7 protein-coding genes, 4 tRNA genes and 1 pseudogene are annotated in these 18,469 nt (G+C 34.8%); 4 read left to right on the top strand and 8 right to left on the bottom strand.

Translation table 11 applies throughout. The features are described from left to right. Window positions 1-1,746: 1,746 nt before the first annotated feature. A complete protein-coding gene (locus CIPSTX3056_RS02185; RefSeq protein ID WP_162271169.1) occupies window positions 1,747-2,979 on the bottom strand; it encodes an N-acetylmuramoyl-L-alanine amidase in 1,233 nt (410 codons plus the stop codon). A 1,298-nt stretch (window positions 2,980-4,277) separates the two neighbouring features. On the opposite strand from CIPSTX3056_RS02185, the gene epmA reads away from it, so the two are divergent. Next, window positions 4,278-5,264, top strand: a complete 987-nt coding sequence (gene epmA / locus CIPSTX3056_RS02190; protein WP_072666320.1) for an elongation factor P--(R)-beta-lysine ligase — start codon at window positions 4,278-4,280, stop codon at window positions 5,262-5,264. Between the two features lie 160 nt (window positions 5,265-5,424). Here the strand turns inward: epmA and mscM are convergent, their stop codons facing one another. Further along, entirely contained in the window at window positions 5,425-8,715 is a 3,291-nt protein-coding gene (mscM, locus tag CIPSTX3056_RS02195) for a miniconductance mechanosensitive channel MscM (RefSeq protein ID WP_072666321.1), read from the bottom strand. Between the two features lie 47 nt (window positions 8,716-8,762). After that, window positions 8,763-9,629: an archaetidylserine decarboxylase gene (gene asd, locus CIPSTX3056_RS02200; protein ID WP_072666322.1), complete on the bottom strand. Its 867-nt coding sequence runs from the start codon at window positions 9,627-9,629 to the stop codon at window positions 8,763-8,765. Between the two features lie 1,609 nt (window positions 9,630-11,238). On the opposite strand from asd, the gene cysK reads away from it, so the two are divergent. Continuing rightward, complete coding sequence (gene cysK / locus CIPSTX3056_RS02205; RefSeq protein WP_072666323.1) at window positions 11,239-12,186, top strand: cysteine synthase A; 948 nt, start codon at window positions 11,239-11,241, stop codon at window positions 12,184-12,186. Between the two features lie 518 nt (window positions 12,187-12,704). On the opposite strand, the gene CIPSTX3056_RS02210 is transcribed toward cysK, so the two are convergent. From CIPSTX3056_RS02210 to CIPSTX3056_RS02230, 5 genes are all read right to left on the bottom strand, one after another. Then, window positions 12,705-12,780 (bottom strand) — tRNA-Thr (locus tag CIPSTX3056_RS02210). Window positions 12,781-12,785: 5 nt separating this feature from the next. Further along, window positions 12,786-12,860: transfer RNA gene (locus CIPSTX3056_RS02215), tRNA-Gly, on the bottom strand. Between the two features lie 110 nt (window positions 12,861-12,970). Next, window positions 12,971-13,055: transfer RNA gene (locus tag CIPSTX3056_RS02220), tRNA-Tyr, on the bottom strand. A gap of 13 nt (window positions 13,056-13,068) precedes the next feature. Beyond that, window positions 13,069-13,144: transfer RNA gene (locus tag CIPSTX3056_RS02225), tRNA-Thr, on the bottom strand. Between the two features lie 223 nt (window positions 13,145-13,367). Further along, window positions 13,368-14,555 (bottom strand): FAD-dependent oxidoreductase, encoded by a 1,188-nt coding sequence (locus CIPSTX3056_RS02230; protein ID WP_072666324.1) that lies wholly within the window; start codon window positions 14,553-14,555, stop codon window positions 13,368-13,370. A 949-nt stretch (window positions 14,556-15,504) separates the two neighbouring features. On the opposite strand from CIPSTX3056_RS02230, the gene tmk reads away from it, so the two are divergent. Together tmk and pth are read left to right on the top strand one after the other, a co-directional pair. Beyond that, entirely contained in the window at window positions 15,505-16,140 is a 636-nt protein-coding gene (gene tmk, locus CIPSTX3056_RS02235; RefSeq protein ID WP_072666325.1) for a dTMP kinase, read from the top strand. Window positions 16,141-16,856: 716 nt separating this feature from the next. Then, window positions 16,857-17,443: pseudogene (gene pth, locus CIPSTX3056_RS02240) on the top strand (aminoacyl-tRNA hydrolase). The last annotated feature ends 1,026 nt before the right edge of the window (window positions 17,444-18,469 follow it).

An 18,469-nucleotide genomic window follows, 5' to 3' on the forward strand; every position in this document is an offset into this window, starting at 1 on the left:
TTCCTTTTAGTAGGGTATTTTGTCCATATTCATATCGTCTTAGGTAAATGAGTTATAATAATTCTTAGGTAAATGAGTTATAATAATAAATACAGTATACTATTCTACTCTAATAGTTGATGTGATTCATTTTTACTATTCATCGTTTTAACAGAAGTAATCCATACTAACGGTCTTAGTTATAGCTGAGAATAGCGCCTAGTGGTTCTCCACTATATCATGGGGTATAACCCAGTCTAGTAATCATTTCTATCCGCTTATAAAGAAAGAGCATTGAGATACCTATCCCAAGAATACACTCTATTGTAGAATATCTAAGTCATGCTGGTGTTACGATTTAACTAGATTAGACAATATTAGCATTTTAATAATCTGCATTATTAATGCTAAAAACTTGTCATTTTAAACAAAATAATTTTAGGTATGTATTTACTGCGTAATAGTGATCAGTTGCTTCCTTCTCACCTTTTCTAACCTTTGAGTGCATATTATTGTCGTGCCTGTAAACTATAGCTCAGTTTATTGTAATGCATTTTTCATAAAAATAGCTCTCACAACACCCTTGAGGGCATATATATCTCCATCAAATCCCGGTTGTTCTTAGAAAGATATTATCTGCTGCAAGGAAAAGAAGTCTAAACTCAGCTGATAACTGAATAAATCTTTATGAAATGAAGCATGACTCGTAATGGTGCTTATGTATCGCACAAGGATATAATTAAGTATTACATCTATTCTAAATAAGATTTCTGATTCAAACAAATACGCAGGGCATTAATCGACATTATATTTCTACACTGCATTACAATTGCAAGAGAAGAATAGTAATTCATCATATTATATATTCAATTCAATTCAATACAATAAAACTATTGAGAAAAATCAGGCGTTAATTATAACTCTTAGTTTTTAAAGATTGTTATAGATTATATGGAGCATATTGGTGATAACTAGATGCAACCAGATACTACCTAATTAAGGTTACAATATAAATGCTTACACTTAAAATTACAAATCAAATTAGATATATCACCTATTGGAATAAATAGCATAATCATTGTCTCCCCTGAGGCACATCAGGGCAATATACACTATTGGACTCAATTTAACCGGGATCACACGTGTATTCTGTTGAAACGTTGTAATCCTAAAAAGGATAAATAATGATTTTATCTCCTACTGCTATATATAGCCATGAAGGTGAGCCTCTGATCTTGGGGAGTAGCACTGTCATGACATAATCTTTATAGAAGAAGCATTCTATATCCTGAGTATCAGGACCTAAGATCCCCCACATAGTTTGAGTAGTTTAGAACGGAATATGTCATGATTATCTGACAGTACGGATTACTCATTAAGTTGATTACCACATAATGATCATTATACTGTGTTTGTCTAGGACATACATAATCATATTAAAGATGCATTACTTATCTTATGAACCTACAGTGGTATTTTTGATATTATGCGTTTATAGAAGAAGCTTATGTTTATCTTATTTTCGTGTTGAACATAAATACTGCTTGTTACTTTAACTCAAGTAGTTGTATGAGCATACATACTAAGAGCAGATGTTGTTTGTTAGGTTGACTACGCTACGTCTGATAATTTCAACAGGGTATGAATGGTGCATACATACTAGACACTCGACCTCCTTGACTTAATTCATGACAGTGAGGCATAAAAATGTCGTACCTTATAAATTCTGATATTTGTATGTCTCACTGCTATTGTGGATGATGATTCTCACGTTTTCTTCGCAGACACGTATTGCGACGGATGAAATAAAAAATAATTATGGAGACCTTGATACAATGACTTGCTAAGTCTTTTTTGATACAAACGACTAGCAAGAAGTTTTTCCTCTGTGGTATTACTGATAAAACCAATTTCAATTAACAAAGAAGGAATATAAGGCGAACGAAGCACCCCAAAACTTGCATATGCCGGTTTAGTTTTATGCAAAGGACTTACATGTTTTAACTGACATAATACTTTAGTAGCTACCTCGTAACCTACTCGCTGCGAATAGATAAACTGAAGATCTAATAGAGCTTTCCTAACATACCGATCAGTATAATTGCTTTTGAGCATACCGTGGTTATTTTTTTGAAAAATTGTAAACTGACCATCCTTTTTTGCTAACCGATTGACTAGTTCACGATTAGCACGGCGATTAGATAGAACCCATGCTGAAGCGCCACAAGCTCTGCGATTACGCGCAGAATCTGCATGAATAGATATCAGTATATTAGCCTTTTTATTATGAGCTATCTTTGATCTCTCTGAGACAGAAATAAAGTGGTCACTATTACGAATCATTACTCCATAAAACATAGGATCAGAATTTAACCATGCTTGAAGTTGACGTGCAATGTCGATAGTTATGTTTTTTTCTTTTAAGCCATGTCTGCTAATTGCTCCAGGGTCTTGCCCACCATGCCCGGCATCAATCGCAACTATAATCTTATTTCTGACACCATGCGCATTAAACGCCGCGTTTCTCCGAGTGTACCTTCTGATCTGAGAGGTAAGATGTTGATGTTTTGAGACGCTGCCTGCAGATGAAGCGAGTGGTCCTTTTTTAAATTTACAAGAATCAGCAGGGCGGTGTGTACCGATCCGATGATGGCGGATCATAGTAAAAATAAGATTATAACGGGAACCACTATGATTAGTGACAGCTCGTATTTTTCCACAATCTGCTAATTGAAAAACTAAACGCATATTACGAGTATTGCTCATCCTCACTCGAATAAATTTTACAATACCATCAGAGCTACAATCTCGTGGTAGTCCATCGAGTATAGTACTATTATGAACATCTATAACTATACGATCAGGATGATGCAGAAAAAAGAAAACATATACCGGCTTTTTAGAAAAGCTCAGCGTAATATTTTCTGAATTTGGGCTATTAGCAGTATCAATCTCTAACAAGGTAGAAGCCTGAACAGAAAAAAAAAAGAATACTGGCATTAACAATAGCCAGCGTTTGATATATGGTATCATGCTAGAATTTTAAATGCATTATCCGCTATAAAATGCTTAAACTATCAAAAAACAAACAATACACCTAACTTTAAAAGACCATAAAATTATGAGATATCAAGTATATTTTTTCATTAGATATATAACAGCACACTGGAAACAATGTTTCATCGCTTAGATTTTCACTGCTTTGTTTTTCCAAAAGTTACAGAAAACGTATATTTTACTTCATTCAGTTTAGATCAGACCTGCTATATAGGTAATAATAACACTCCAAAAATTAAACAATTCAATAGGTTTTACTGTAATATAGGTTCGACTGATCATTTCTTGATTGTACTCCATAATCTATATCTCGTAAAAATAAGATATAAGATTACTCTTAATAAGTGAAAGAGGTTGAATAAATAGTAGCACCTTTATCCTGAAGAACTGCGCCTATATTCTGCACTGAACATAAAGAGTCTGAAGTATTATGATCAAGAGTAGAATATATGCACATATTTAGCAGACAATAAGCAAAGCTGAATAACAGAAGATGCTTTAAACATATCCATTAGTCATGAAATGAGTTATTAAATCACAACAAGCGACACAAATAGCTAATATTATCCCATTTAGTCATGCTATATCTATAACATTTTGCTAGTCTCTATATCTAGTATAGTAGCAGGTTACTATGTAACCATGCATATTTTTCCAAAATAGTATACCTATATTTTATATACCTACATTGAGCCACATCCGGATATTTTAGGTAAATAATAACTGTTATCAGTTATTCTCAATATACCTAGATATAACAGAAAGAGATATAACAGAAAGTTATATGCTTAATAATACACAGCCATAAGGTGTTCCTAGAAATTTTGACAAAACTATAAATATTCAGTAATAGAATATTTCATCACATATATCACATATATATAGTGCTAGTTGCAACACAATCAGATTAATAATCTATGCACAAGCGCAACACAATGCATGATATTAATATTACGTTAATATCACATCCAATGACCAATAGTATATTCATACTTTCTCTAAAAGAGAGTTTATGCACGTCTGTATGTTATACATACAACAAGTAACTATCTCTTCACTAAGACCGTAACGTGTATAGGTATATAAAACACAAATGCACAACTGTCCTGAATGAAAAATTAGCACGTGATACTTACAGATGACCTATGATCGCTAAAATAGCGATATTCAACGCCTTAATGATAAATATAAATAAATACTTACAATACAGTCAAACCGCATAGAATTATTACAGGATAAAAATGAACACTATAAATAAATGGCGCCCAAGTGCGCCACTCGTTAATTTATTTCACCGTGCAAAAATTATTGCTAAAATCAGACGCTTCTTCCACGATCGTAAAATAATAGAAGTAGAAACGCCAGCTATGAGTCAATCCGCAGTCACTGACGTAAATATTGCCTCATTTTCGACTTGCTTTTTTCAAGCTGAGGATTGGAAAAATAAAGATGGTGTTAACCTTTGGTTAATAACTAGCCCTGAGTATCATATGAAGCGTTTACTAGCAGCAGGCAGTGGCCCCATTTATCAGTTATGTCGTAGTTTTCGAAACCAAGAATGCGGGCGTTACCACAATCCAGAGTTTACAATATTAGAGTGGTATCGACCAAACTACGATATGTACGGTTTAATGGGTGAGGTAAACGAATTGTTACAGGCTATCTTAGACTGTGAGCCAGCAGAAAGTTACTCGTATCAGGAAGCATTTTTAAATTACTTAGATATTGATCCATTATCTGCCGATAATGATCAATTACGTATAGTAGCAAAAAAACTTGGCCTACAGAATCTCACTCAGCACGAAAAGAATCGAGACATAATTTTACAGCTTCTCTTTATCAACGGCATAGAAAATAAAATTAGTAACGAAAGACCTGTATTTATCTATAACTTCCCTGCTACTCAAGCTGCACTTGCGGTTATAAACACAGAAGATAATCGTGTTGCTGAACGTTTTGAAGTTTATTTTAAAGGAATTGAGCTTGCAAATGGATTTTGTGAACTTACAGATGCCAATGAACAACGTCAGCGCTTTGAACGAGATAATGATGCACGCGATTTTGCAGGTTTATCAAAACAACCTATTGACACCTATTTGCTTGATGCGTTAATCCAGGGACTACCAGAAAGCTCTGGCGTTGCGTTAGGTATTGATCGTTTGGTTATGCTGGCTCTCAAGGCAGATACGCTGAGCGACGTTATTGCCTTTTCAGTAGATCGTTGTTAATTATTGCATAATAACTAATATAAGGGTATTAAAAGTCTATGCTCCAACCATTATAAGGTCACTTTGTTGTAAGATCAATATCTTACAAGCAGTGCTCTTAATTGCATATATCAATCTTTTAATGCTATACTTTCGATCTTACCAAAAATTTTTATGACAACTATCTCTGACGTCTATTAGATGCAGATGCAAGCACATCCATTCGCACCTGAAATGCTGGGCATGGTATATCTAGACCACTTGCCTGCAAACCAAGCAATACTAGCTGGTGAAGATCATGACGTAATGGCATTCGATCTTCCATTTCAGCGGCGTGTACACGTAATTCAAATAACTGTATACCTTGTTTAACATCTACTATAAAAGCTTCTGGAGGGGGATTGTTTAAGACAAAACGACAGTGCTTTGCAGCATCAAGCAAAATTTTTGTCACCTGAGCACTATTAGCAGTTAACGATACGGGAATATTTAGTACTACACGCGTGACAGAATCTGATAGGGACCAGTTAATCAACTGTTCAGTAATAAATGACCTATTAGGTACAATTATCTCTTTTCGATCCCAATCAGTTATTGTTGTAGCACGGGTATTAATACGTGTAATGGTGCCAGTTAGATCACGAATAGTTACAGTATCACCTATACGAATTGGCTTTTCAAATAAAATAATCAATCCAGAAATAAAATTAGCAAAGATTTCCTGTAAACCAAAACCTAATCCCAAGCTTAAACCAGCAACTAACCACTGTAATTTAGACCAATCTATACCAATTAAGGAAAAAGCTGTTAAACTACCAAGTAGTATAATTAAATATTTAGTAGAAGTAATAATAGCATAACCCGTACCAGGTGTAAGACTAAGGTGCTGTAGTAGAGCCAGCTCCAATAAAGCCGGCATATTCCTCACTAATTGAGTTGTGACAATTAAAACTAAAATGGCATTCATTACTGATCCAAGCGTCATTATCTGTATAGTATCAATTCCCTTAATGGTAGTGCTCACATCCCAAAGACGTATATTTGCTAAAAAACTAAAAGCAGCATGAATTTCTGACCACAAGGCAATTATAGAAACTGAGGCAATCAATGTCAGAAGAGAGCGCACTAACTGCAAGGATTGTGCACTAATAGCATCTAAATTAATAGCTGGTTCTTCTATTTCTATATTATCAGTAATTTGCTGATAAGATGTGAGTTTTTCTCCAGTGCGAATGCGTTGCGACAGGATTTCTGCACGTCGAGTGCGCGCTCGATCAAAAGCAATGCGACGTCTCTGAATTAGCATCCATCGACGAATAACATGATAAACTACTAAACAAATAAAACCGATCGCTAATGAAGTTTCAAGCCTAGCTAGTAAGGCTTGCGATGTTTCTAGATAACCAATACAAGCAGCTAAAGATGCCAGTCCCGGGATAGTAATCATTATATTCCATAGGATTTTATTGATCATATTAGAATAGTTTTCTTGATTACCAAAATATAAAGAAATACCGGCACGTTTCAAACTTCCTGTCACTAAGCTTAGTACCCCACAAATAAGAATAAAACACAAGCGACCAAGAGTAGGGTAAAATTTACGATCTGAAAGAGTAGAAAAGGCTATGGACATCATAAGTAATGGTACTACCACTCCGGTGCATAATCTATAAAAACGCATAGCAAGAGCTACTCGATGTTTTGGCCAGCGAAAATGCACAATAAATAGGCCTTTTTGACAGGCAAAGACGTTACAAATCATAAAGCCCCATAATAGGGGCACGCTAGCACTGACACCATCACCAATGGCCACTGCAATTGAGTAAGGCCAGGCATGCTGAAGGCCATATCCTAAAGCTACCCATAAAACTGGTAATGGCATTGCAACAAGAATAGACCAAAAAACAGTTCGTATAGTTAAATTAAACTGGTCTTGTGTAACTTTTCCAACTTTACTAGCGGATTTATTAAGAAAAGCACGAAAATGACGACGAGAGCTAACAGTAAAAACACCGAATATGATAGCTAAGAACAGTGGAAGAAGTGTATCACGACTGGTCACCATCATTACTATTGCTCTGCTCAATTGACCCAATGTATCTAATGATAAAAACCGCTGCAAATCCTTTAGTAATTCTACTGGATAGGTGGCGTGCAGCGCGCCAACATCAGCCGTCCAAAATAGATAACGGTGAGTGGCATCCTTCACTTCATGTAATGCATCCACTAATTGACTGTTACTGACATTTAATTTAGTTAATTCGAGGGTTAGAGTATCGCAACCAGATAATAATGAGGTTAACAGTTTATACTGGATTTTCAGCTGTTCTGTAAGAATATGCTCTTCTTCATTAGTGAGAGAAGGATTTTTATCCTGTCTGACTAAAGCGTTCTGTTCCAGTAAATTGACATAATATAAGCGCTTTGCGCGTAGTTCAGCCATTTCGCTATCTAATTGCTGTGGCTTTGGAATCTTCGGAAGGCGTGCAATTAATGCACGAAGGGCCTCACCTAGAGCATTTGAAACTCCAAGCCACTGAGATTGTTCGCAAATAGTGCTTAATGCCTGACGAATTTGCATTGTCTGGGTGATAGCGGTTCTCTGTTGAGAAGCTACTATATCCATGCGAAGAGCTTGCTGTGTTAGTTCTAACGATAGTTGACGGTTACTATGAAATTGCTCAGCGATGTTATTTGGTATTTCTCCATGTACCCCTACTAACCGCTCATTAATCGCTAAAGTACGCTCTACTGAACGCTGCTGCTGAGCATGTAATTGATTACGTAATTCTTGTAATCTTTGAGTTAGTGCGGCAGCTTTACGTTGATGCATTTCGGCTTGAATATGCGCAAGCTCTTGTCGATTGCTTGCCGACAACTGCTCTAATATAAGTTCGTCCAATCTCGCCTTACGCGCAGAAAGCTCTGCCTGGTATTGCGTTTGTTGTGACTGTTCTATAACACTACCTGAAGATGATGATATACCTACTTGACGAGATACATTATGCAAAAGGCGACGCGCTTCAGCTTGTTTAGCTGGTAGATAGGATAGAGAATCGCTAATATCCTGAACACGATTATTCTCTAGTTGAGCCTGACGGGTTTCTTCCGCGATATCTTTACTAATTTTTTGAATCTCTTGTTCAAGCTCAGCAACACTCATGTTAGCTAACAATGATTTTGAATACAGTGTCTTTTGATCTATGTGGTGACGATACTCATGAGACTTCCCAGGAAAATTATCAATACTCCGTTGATAATCCTGAGCACGATGTATAGATTTCTGATATTCTTTCAGCCAATATAAAGATTTAGAGAGTATCGAATGATTACTTGTTGCTTGATAAGTTTTATTTTTTGAAGCTTCGGGCTCCTCGTATTCGTGAGTTACTTTTAATGTATCGTGTGCGTTAGATACATAAACCGGCTGAAAAAAAAACCCGCCTATAGTAATAGCAAATAAGTATAACATGGCTATCTCGTAATCAGTTGATGATAACCACCTGTAGTTTAGCCTAGCTACCGTATGATAGCAATCGGATCACCAAGACGAATGTGGTTTTCTGCTGCAAGATTTTGATTTAGGATTACGGTATTAGGAGAGAATAAATTAATGACTGTTGAACCAAGCTTAAATCTACCCATCTCTTCCCCTTGAGTTAAAGAAACAAAATCTTCTTCTGCGTGATGTGCAGGCCAGTTCCAGCACCTTATAATACCTTCACGTGGTGGCGTAATAGTGCCTAACCAAGCAGTTTCAATACTGCCGACGATAGCGGCACCAATTAAAATTTGTGCCATAGATCCAAAATTAGTATCAAAGCGACAAATTACACGCTCATTACGTGCAAAAATATTAGGAATATGTCGTGCTATAAACGGGGTAACTGCATAAAGATCGCCAGGTATATACATCATTTCACGTAAAATAGCATTACATGGCATATGAACACGATGATAGTCTCTTGGAGATAAGTAGGTAGTAATAAAGCTACCATGCTTATATAAATCAGTCATAGCGTAATTTCCAGCTAATAGTGATAAGAGAGAATACGAATGCCCTTTTGCTTGAAAAATCTGATCACCCTGAATAGCTCCTATTTGACTAATTGTTCCGTTAACAGGAGAAAGCAACAATTCTGGCTTATTTTCAATAGGATAAAGATCATCACGCAGAGAACGCGTAAAAAAATCATTAAACGTGTGGTAACTAGCCGTATCAACCGTCTTAGATTCTTGCATATCTACTTTATAATACCAAATAAAAGTATCAATTGCAGCCTTAGTAATCCATCGAATATGCTTGCTAGCTCCCCAACCAAGCAGTGAAGTGATAACTGTTTTAGGAAAAGCATGATGCAGGGCAAGCTTTATGCAATCTAGCATATACACCTCATGAATTCAAAAAACTGAAAATTTAATAGATTAGATGCAATCAGATTGTTATGTATAAACTATACTGTGATGATCGTATCAAGTATAGCCTAAACACTCTGTAATGATCCGTATATAGTGTATATTCTGTCTATGCATGGATTACATATCTAATATAAAAGGCTCTTAGAGAGAAAAGATAAGGATCTTATCTAATACTATAGCCTATACGTTAAAATCAAAACATGCTATATTGTTCGATTAACTGCTTAGGTGTTCTACTTCTATTTTGTATGATTGCGTGTCACGTAAAGAAGATAGTCAAGAAACTCGATATATCTTAGCTATGCTTCCAAGCGTTGCAATCGTATTATAATCAACTGTACTATAGCACAGGGAAAACTTTAAATATTTCATCATAATATGCATAGCAAAAATAAACTCTATCAATCCCATGCTACAGTTCATACACAGTATCGTTGTATATAAATTGAAAGATGAAAATCTTTATTTATATTATCGCTTTTAAAGAACAATGCCAAGCAAGGTTTTCTATCTTACGCAAGACCTTCAATCTCTCTTCCAGCGCAAACTGAGTAAAAATCGCTCTTATGTAATAAGTGTAAATCATTAATTAACTTACTGTATGCCAATAACTATAGATGACAATTCCTTTTATCATATAATATTAAGCATACTCATGCTTATATACAATTAAGCATACTCATGCTTATATACAATATAATACCGACATATACTCTGTTCTGCCAGTCATTATGATATCTCTGTAATTACATTCCATTAATATTCAAGAGAATGACAAAAATAAAATTAAAACCTTGTAACCTTAGGAATATGAAAAATGTACTTAATAGTGTATCTGAAAAAGCGTCATCGAAAAACTTGACATCGATAAGTTTTAACACCATTTTGAAAAGAAGTTTCAGCGTCAATTATCAATCTACAATAACCATTAGGATTTCAATAACGCATGAAGCAGTATAAAATAATATCAATAGATAAATTGGTCTCGCATACTAGCTCTGTCTCTAGAGTTATACATCATTAACCAAAGATGTTAACGTTATATATTTTGGTTGAATCAAACATTACTGCCCATACTAAGCAAATAAGAGTTATATCCAGGCTTGAATCGTTATTCTTGAATCATAAACTATAATCTTATATTCAATTATTTAGTAATATCAGTTAAAAAAGTTTACTTTATCTTATTTTTGTTATTATTTTGTTATCATTCTTCAATTAAATTAATGACATATGATTAACTATCAAAATGATAAGTCTATTCTTATCATCGCAAAAGTATTGCTTAACTAACAATATAATCACCTGAGACTCTCTGGTCGTTTAAAATAACCAGTTATTCATGTAATATGTTGATATTCATAGATAACATGTATGATTTATTACTTATTCTACCCTGCATGCAATCATCCTGTGCATATATTTTACAGTATACAGCAGTCAGTGTACTGATAATCTTATCATTTCTGTAATGAGATTATCAAAAAATAAAATATACAATGTATTTTCACGTCATAATATACGTAGATTTGCTAACTACCTAAAATCTACATATTGATATAGTTATGGATAAGCTATGAGCAAAATATACTCAGATAATTCTTTCACAATCGGTCATACGCCACTAATTCGGCTAAATCGTATTGGTAATAAACGGATTTTTGTAAAAGTGGAATCACGTAACCCCAGTTTTAGTGTTAAATGTCGCATTGGTGCCAGTATGATTTGGGACGCAGAGCAGCGCGGTGTTCTTAAAAAAAATATTCAATTAGTCGAACCAACCAGCGGAAATACTGGTATTGCTTTAGCATATGTAGCAGCAGCACGAGGATATTGTTTAACGTTAACAATGCCAAATACAATGAGCATAGAGCGTCAAAAACTACTAAAAGCATTAGGAGCTCGCGTAGTGCTCACTGAAGGTTCACAGGGTATGAAAGGAGCCATTAAAAAATCAGAAGAAATTGTCGCTACTAATCCGGAAAAGTATCTTTTACTACAACAATTTAATAACCCGGCAAACCCCGCGATTCACGAACGAACCACTGGACCAGAAATTTGGGAAGATTGTGATGGAAATGTGGATGTATTTATCGCTGGCGTTGGTACTGGCGGAACCCTGACTGGGGTCAGTCGCTATCTTAAAGGGACCAAAGGACTCAAAAGTCTAATTTCTATTGCAGTAGAACCAAGTGACTCCGCCGTAATTTCTCAAGTGTTAAGCGGTCAGGCAATTACTCCAGGTCCACATAAAATTCAAGGTATTGGTGCCGGCTTTATTCCAGATAATCTTGATATTACTCTTATAGACCGCGTCATAGTTATTACAAATGAAGAAGCGATTTCCACTGCGCGTCTTTTAATGATACAAGAAGGTATCCTAGCTGGAATCTCTTCTGGAGCCGCCTTAGCTGCTGCAATAAAACTACAAAAGGAGGAGGCATTCATAGAAAAAAATATCGTCGTAATTCTCCCCTCGTCCGGGGAGCGTTACCTATCTACTGATTTATTTGCTGATATCTAACTTCTGAATATAACATAAGATTCATCGAGTGTACAACAAACTGTCTTAACAAACTGTCCTTTGAATCTCTTCTTCCAATAAGTATACGTGATGTGCTGATCTTCATTAAGATACGCACTTCTCATTTTTATTACACTTTAAAAGTGTGTATATGCTACATGCATATGCTATAGTAAATGCACTAATATTAAGTTAGAATGTTATCTAGATGATCACAAGACTTCTTGTGGTCCTATAGTAGGAATAATTTTTTCAAAAATTTTAGCAATCCATTATTTTGCAATATTAATTAAACTGATAATTTATATACGATACCATCGGATATCCTGTTAATCTAATATCAATCTGTTTTTAGATGGCGCATTTTGCATGATATTTTATAAAAATACTGTTGATGTCTTGGTGTTTAGTGAAAATTTTTAATTATTTCGCAGATACCGTGAACGAAGAATACAAGAATAGCTCTAGTCATTGTGTCTCAATATTGCGTCATAATGTGCAATAGCGCAAATTGTTCATGGTGCTGATACCCAGATTCGGACTGGGGACCTCACCCTTACCAAGGGTGTGCTCTACCAACTGAGCTATATCAGCATAGTTGGAGCGGAAAACGGGAATCGAACCCGTATCATCAGCTTGGAAGGCTGAGGTAATCGCCATTATACGATATCCGCTACTTTAGAAGTTTGTATCTATCTAGAAGATATTTCTAGTATGTATTATATCACTGCGTGTGATGTTGTATTGATAGCATAGTGCTTGTCAGAGTTATATGCTAAAGCGATGGTGGTGGGAGAAGGATTCGAACCTTCGAAGTCAATGACGACAGATTTACAGTCTGCTCCCTTTGGCCACTCGGGAATCCCACCCATACTCTTTTAATGGTGCCGGCTACCGGAATCGAACTGGTGACCTACTGATTACAAGTCAGTCGCTCTACCAACTGAGCTAAACCGGCATTGAGTAACTAAGATAACTACAGTCACTAAGGTCACTGTAGTCACTGAAGTAACTACTAGTTTAAAAAGACTGATACAGATATGCAACAAAAATTTACATATTTATTGAAAATAGGCCATTAATGCAATTAATAAATCATATGAATCGCATTTGGTCAAGAAAAATTTCATGTCGAATAATCGCTTTAATCCAGTGTACTGAAAATACAACGATATCTCTAGTTAGTATTCAGTGACATATGCTAATCCTAGCATATAAGCTAAAACATCGTATTTAATGGCTCCTGCGTGATTAGCTGCTATCAATCCTACATTACGTATAATTTTTACCGGTAAGCACTGATTACTAAAAATATAGTATAATAAGTCAATCCCATTTTGCATTAGACGATTATCTTTTTGACGCTGATATTGATAGCGTTGTAAAACATTTATTGAACACCACTGATCCGACTGATGATGAGCCTCGTTGAGGATTGCAAGTAAAGCAGATACATCACGATAGCCTAAATTAACACCTTGCCCTGTAAAGGGATGAACCGTATGTGCTGCATCACCAACTAATACTAATCCTGGTAATACGTAATTCATAGCATGACTGCGACTTAACACGAATGAACCAGACATTGTTGGAGTGATTTGTCCAACGCGATCTGAAAAATTCAGTTGGATCTCACGTTGTAGTTGTAACATAGTCATTGACTGTAATTTTTGAATATAAGTATGTTTTCCGTACCACACTAGCGACGCCCAATATCCAAAGAGCGGTAAAAAAGCGCGGGGACCTTCGGGAGTTAATTGCTGCCAAGTGATGTCCCCCGGATGATCAGAACAGCGCACACTGATAAGCATACAAGATTGTGCGTATCGCCAACCCTGAATTCTAATATTAGCTAATTTTCTCACTTGTGAGTTTGATCCATCTGCACCTACCACAAGACGCGCCTGCAAGACCTTACCATTATCTAAAAAAATCTGCCAAATTCCATTAATTCTTCGTAAATTTTTTAAGCGCGTATTATACAGTAACGGCACATTCTGATTGTGCAAACGTTTCGATAAGGCATATTTTAATACATGATTTTCAACCATATAACCTAGTTCAGTTAAACCTAAAGATCTAGCATCCAGTATTACTCGGGCCATAGGGTGTTCCCAAATCTCCTGTACACGATACGGCACGCAACGCATCATTAGAACCTGGGGCCACACTTTTAACTTCTGGAGCAAACTGACTGAAGCAGCACTAATAGCCGAGATTCTAAGATCTGGATAAGATAAGGGGTTAAAATTAGGCACATCTTCCTGCTCAATTACCACAACATCAAAACCATATTGTGCTAAACCACTTGCTAATGCTGCCCCTGTCAATCCCCCACCAACTATTACAACCTCAATTATATGTTGCATCGATAGCGCAATCCGTTTGTTTAGGTACTTTCAGTCATCATAAAACTACGCCTAACAAAATTGATTATTTTTATTGAAATATGATAGACCTCGAATTATGTATTTATACAATATCAGTAATTATATATTGATATATAATATCAATAATAGAGTAGATTCACTGCACAATGATATACAATCTGCTAAAATACTCTGTTAGCAACCATAAAAGTAATAAATGTACAATAAAAATAACTTCCTTGACAAGAGTGTTATTTTATGATCTAAAGTGATCAGTATTTATATAAAATAAATGCACAAGATTTATAAAAGAGTTGATATTGATCAGATGATCTGTGAAATCATAAATATCTCCTAACTGTTAAATTAGTTACATGAAAACATCTGGATATGAAAATAATACAACATGACATCCAGTCAACTAATATGAAATAAAAGCTAATATCTTAGATGTGCAAGAACATGCATGCAGTTATAATGCTTGCATAATTGCATGAATCATGATTTCTGCTTGCATGCTCGTAAATATAGTTAAACCAAGTCAGGATAAAGATAGTGACTTATGTTAAGGTTCTTGTCAGGTGCTTGCTGATACAGTTTTAGTTGGTGACATAATAAAAAGCTAACTCGTCGAACATCACCTATATTTTTACTGACAAACATCAAAAATTTTATTTTTTCTAAATTAATCAACATTGTTGATAAAGATAAACTGACTTAACGATTATCTTATCTGAAATTACCAAATACGATGCATAAGTAAATCATCAAGTAAATCATGACAGTACTCAGTACATCGTTATAAAGAAACCTTCATGTATAGAATCATTCTATTACAATATTGTATAAAGTCTCTAAGATAGAGCTATATCCTAATTCCTAAGCAATTTCTAGACACCTATTAACTATCATGTAACTTATAACACACCCCTCCATAAATAGAGAGAAAATGAATAGTAAATTTATTGTCATTGAAGGTTTAGAAGGGGCAGGAAAAACGACATCATCCCTTGTGGTGGCTAACATACTACGTGAACATGGTATTCATGATGTCATCTATACGCGTGAACCAGGTAGTACGCCACTATCAGAGAAGTTGCGTGAGCTAATCAAAAACGATACATATAACGAAGAGAAGATAACGTATTATGCTGAATTATTCGTAGTATTTGCAGCACGTGTTCAATTAGTAGAGCACGTCATAAAGCCAGCATTAGCTCGGGGCACATGGGTCATAGGAGATCGTCATGAGCTATCCTCACGGGCCTACCAAGGAGGAGGTCGTGAGATTAGTCATGATTTTATCTGTAGTTTAAAGGAAGAGGCTCTTGGTAATTTTAACCCAGATCTTACGTTGTATTTAGATGTCCCTCCTGAAATCAGCTTACAACGGGTAAAAAAACGCGGCCCATTAGACCGAATTGAAAAAGAATCATTACATTTTTTTACTAAAATTCGTAATCAATATCTTGCCTTAGCTGCATCTGATAAACAGATTCGTACTATTGATGCGAGTCGTTCACAGGCACAAGTAGCACTTGATATAGAAAACATTATTCATCAGTGGTTACAAGAGATACCTTAAGTCTATACACTATCTGATGTTAGATAACATTTAGAATAGGTAAATTGGTTAGATGTATCAGAATATTCAAGTATGTAATGTATTGACACATATGTATATTCTTTTAGAAAAGGCAATGAAAATATCAATTAATCATCTTTTAACAATCAATTGTTAAATTATCACCTGATATAATCAGGATGATCATCGCGTACCTGTATAGCATTTTCTTTCAGTTATGTATTTTTTTATGTTATATATCATAATATGAGACCATCAAGCGTTTGTTTTGCACAATTTACTTTGAGCAAAGATAAGAATGTGATGTGATGTGATGCAATACTAATAGAAATTTCCTCAACTATCTTAGGTAATGGCATTACTTACATATAAAACGTACAGATATGTATATAGTTTTAAACAAGTAATTGATACCAATGAAGTCATACAGAGAATCTACGTATTGCTACGGAAGTTACGTATTGCATGGCGTACAATAACGTATGAAATAATTTCCAAAAGTACATCTGTAATAAAAGTTAGTACATAAAGTATGTTACTTAAGTAGACTAATTACTGACATAGCATCATATATATCCTTTATATATCTTTTATATTCCTCTCTCTAGAGGCGTCAGTCCATCGTAAACAAAATGTACTTTTAGGTTAAATCTAAAGTTTTTACTATTGTAGAGTATCAGACATTATGCATTGTGCAGCACAGGGTCTTACATCATATGAGTCATCTTAAATTAATAGTTGGGCTTGCAAATCCTGGCGAGAAATATGCTAAAACTCGGCATAATGCTGGAGCATGGTATATCTATCAGCTAGCTAAACGCCATAATCAAATTTTAAAAGAAAAAAAAAATTTTTTGGTTATACGGCGCGCTGCAGGATAGGTAATAAAGAAATCTGGTTATTGATTCCTACAACTTCCATGAATTATAGCGGAAAAGCAGTGATTGCTCTTTCGGTATATTACAATATTACTGTAAGCAATATACTAATAGTACACGACGAATTATACTTTCCCCCTGGTATTGCAAAATTTAAACAAAATGGTAATCACGGAGGGCATAACGGTCTAAAAAATATTATCCAAAGCCTAGGTAATAATACACAGTTTCATCGTTTACGTATTGGCGTTGGGTGCCCAGACGATCGCAATAAATTGGTAGAATTTGTTTTGGGTGTGCCAAAAATAAAAGAAAAACAACTTATTGACAGAGCAATTAATGAAGCCATTTCTTGCACCGAGACTTGGTTGATAGAAAATCGCATAAAAGCAATCAACCGTTTACATAGTTTTAAAGCAACGTAATCTTTACTGTTATGATAGTAATCAATGGATAGGGATTCTAAGTGTTAGTGTATAATAGATAGTAATAGATTACTGATCTATTACTATCACTTTATATTCACAATTAGTCTATTATTTTATATTTTAGTGATTCTAAAAGAGAAAAATTGGATGAATATTATCTCATAATGCGGTTGCCATTTAGATATTCCATAGCTATATGCTATAAGCATTAATCTTATTTACTTACATGAGAGATCACTTCGAGAGATCACTTCTGTCAGCATGTAGCGCTTTAAGAGTCTGTATTATATGAAGCAGGTGCCTTATATATTTAATACAAGGTTGAATAGATAAGTAGCTACACTTTAAAAAAATATCAAGATTGTCTATCTTTGCTACTAATATGAGTTAGTAAATATTAGTGATCTTTATCATAATAAAGGTGCAGAAATTCGGCCCCTAGCGAGCAACTTTACTCAATCAGGTTTAGTGTTTTTAGTAGTATACAGAATATATACAACTTATTCTAATAGAATAACGATATGTTAATTTATAATTTTTTGAAAATCCAGTGATATTCTCATTGAATATTATTCAAACAGAAAAATGACATCATGCCAAACATATTCTGTGTAAATCCTATGTTTCTCTTTATGACAAGTATTTATATCCATGGAACATTACACACAGTATTTTAAAATATGAAATTCTAGTAAACTTTTGGATTCCATCTAAAGGTTAAAGAGAACGACTAGTGATATTAAAAGGTAATAAGTGGCAACATCACTTATCATATAATCTTTATCTGTTCTTTACCTATACATACAACGATGATATCAGAAGGATGATAGCTATAGATTTTATAGTTATAAAAATATATCACTTTATCTGAAGTAAAGACTATATATTTACGCAGTTCATAGTAAGAGACTTATCTTAAATCTAATTTCTCAAGAAAAAAAATTGGCTTTACTCTTGTGGCTGAGAGGATAGCAGCAACCTTACCGACATTTTAAAATTAAAATAAGCTCTACAATCTAAAAT

It is taken from the genome of Candidatus Erwinia haradaeae (assembly GCF_900698965.1).
GTDB lineage: Bacteria > Pseudomonadota > Gammaproteobacteria > Enterobacterales > Enterobacteriaceae > Erwinia_E > Erwinia_E haradaeae_A.

Excerpts from the sequence above, each read along its gene's own strand:
- CIPSTX3056_RS02185 (WP_162271169.1), bottom strand. The coding sequence starts at position 2,979 with ATGCCAGTATTCTTTTTTTTTTCTGTTCAGGCTTCTACCTTGTTAGAG.
- epmA (WP_072666320.1), top strand. The coding sequence starts at position 4,278 with ATGAACACTATAAATAAATGGCGCCCAAGTGCGCCACTCGTTAATTTA.
- mscM (WP_072666321.1), bottom strand. The coding sequence starts at position 8,715 with ATGTTATACTTATTTGCTATTACTATAGGCGGGTTTTTTTTTCAGCCG.
- asd (WP_072666322.1), bottom strand. The coding sequence starts at position 9,629 with ATGCTAGATTGCATAAAGCTTGCCCTGCATCATGCTTTTCCTAAAACA.
- cysK (WP_072666323.1), top strand. The coding sequence starts at position 11,239 with ATGAGCAAAATATACTCAGATAATTCTTTCACAATCGGTCATACGCCA.
- CIPSTX3056_RS02230 (WP_072666324.1), bottom strand. The coding sequence starts at position 14,555 with ATGCAACATATAATTGAGGTTGTAATAGTTGGTGGGGGATTGACAGGG.
- tmk (WP_072666325.1), top strand. The coding sequence starts at position 15,505 with ATGAATAGTAAATTTATTGTCATTGAAGGTTTAGAAGGGGCAGGAAAA.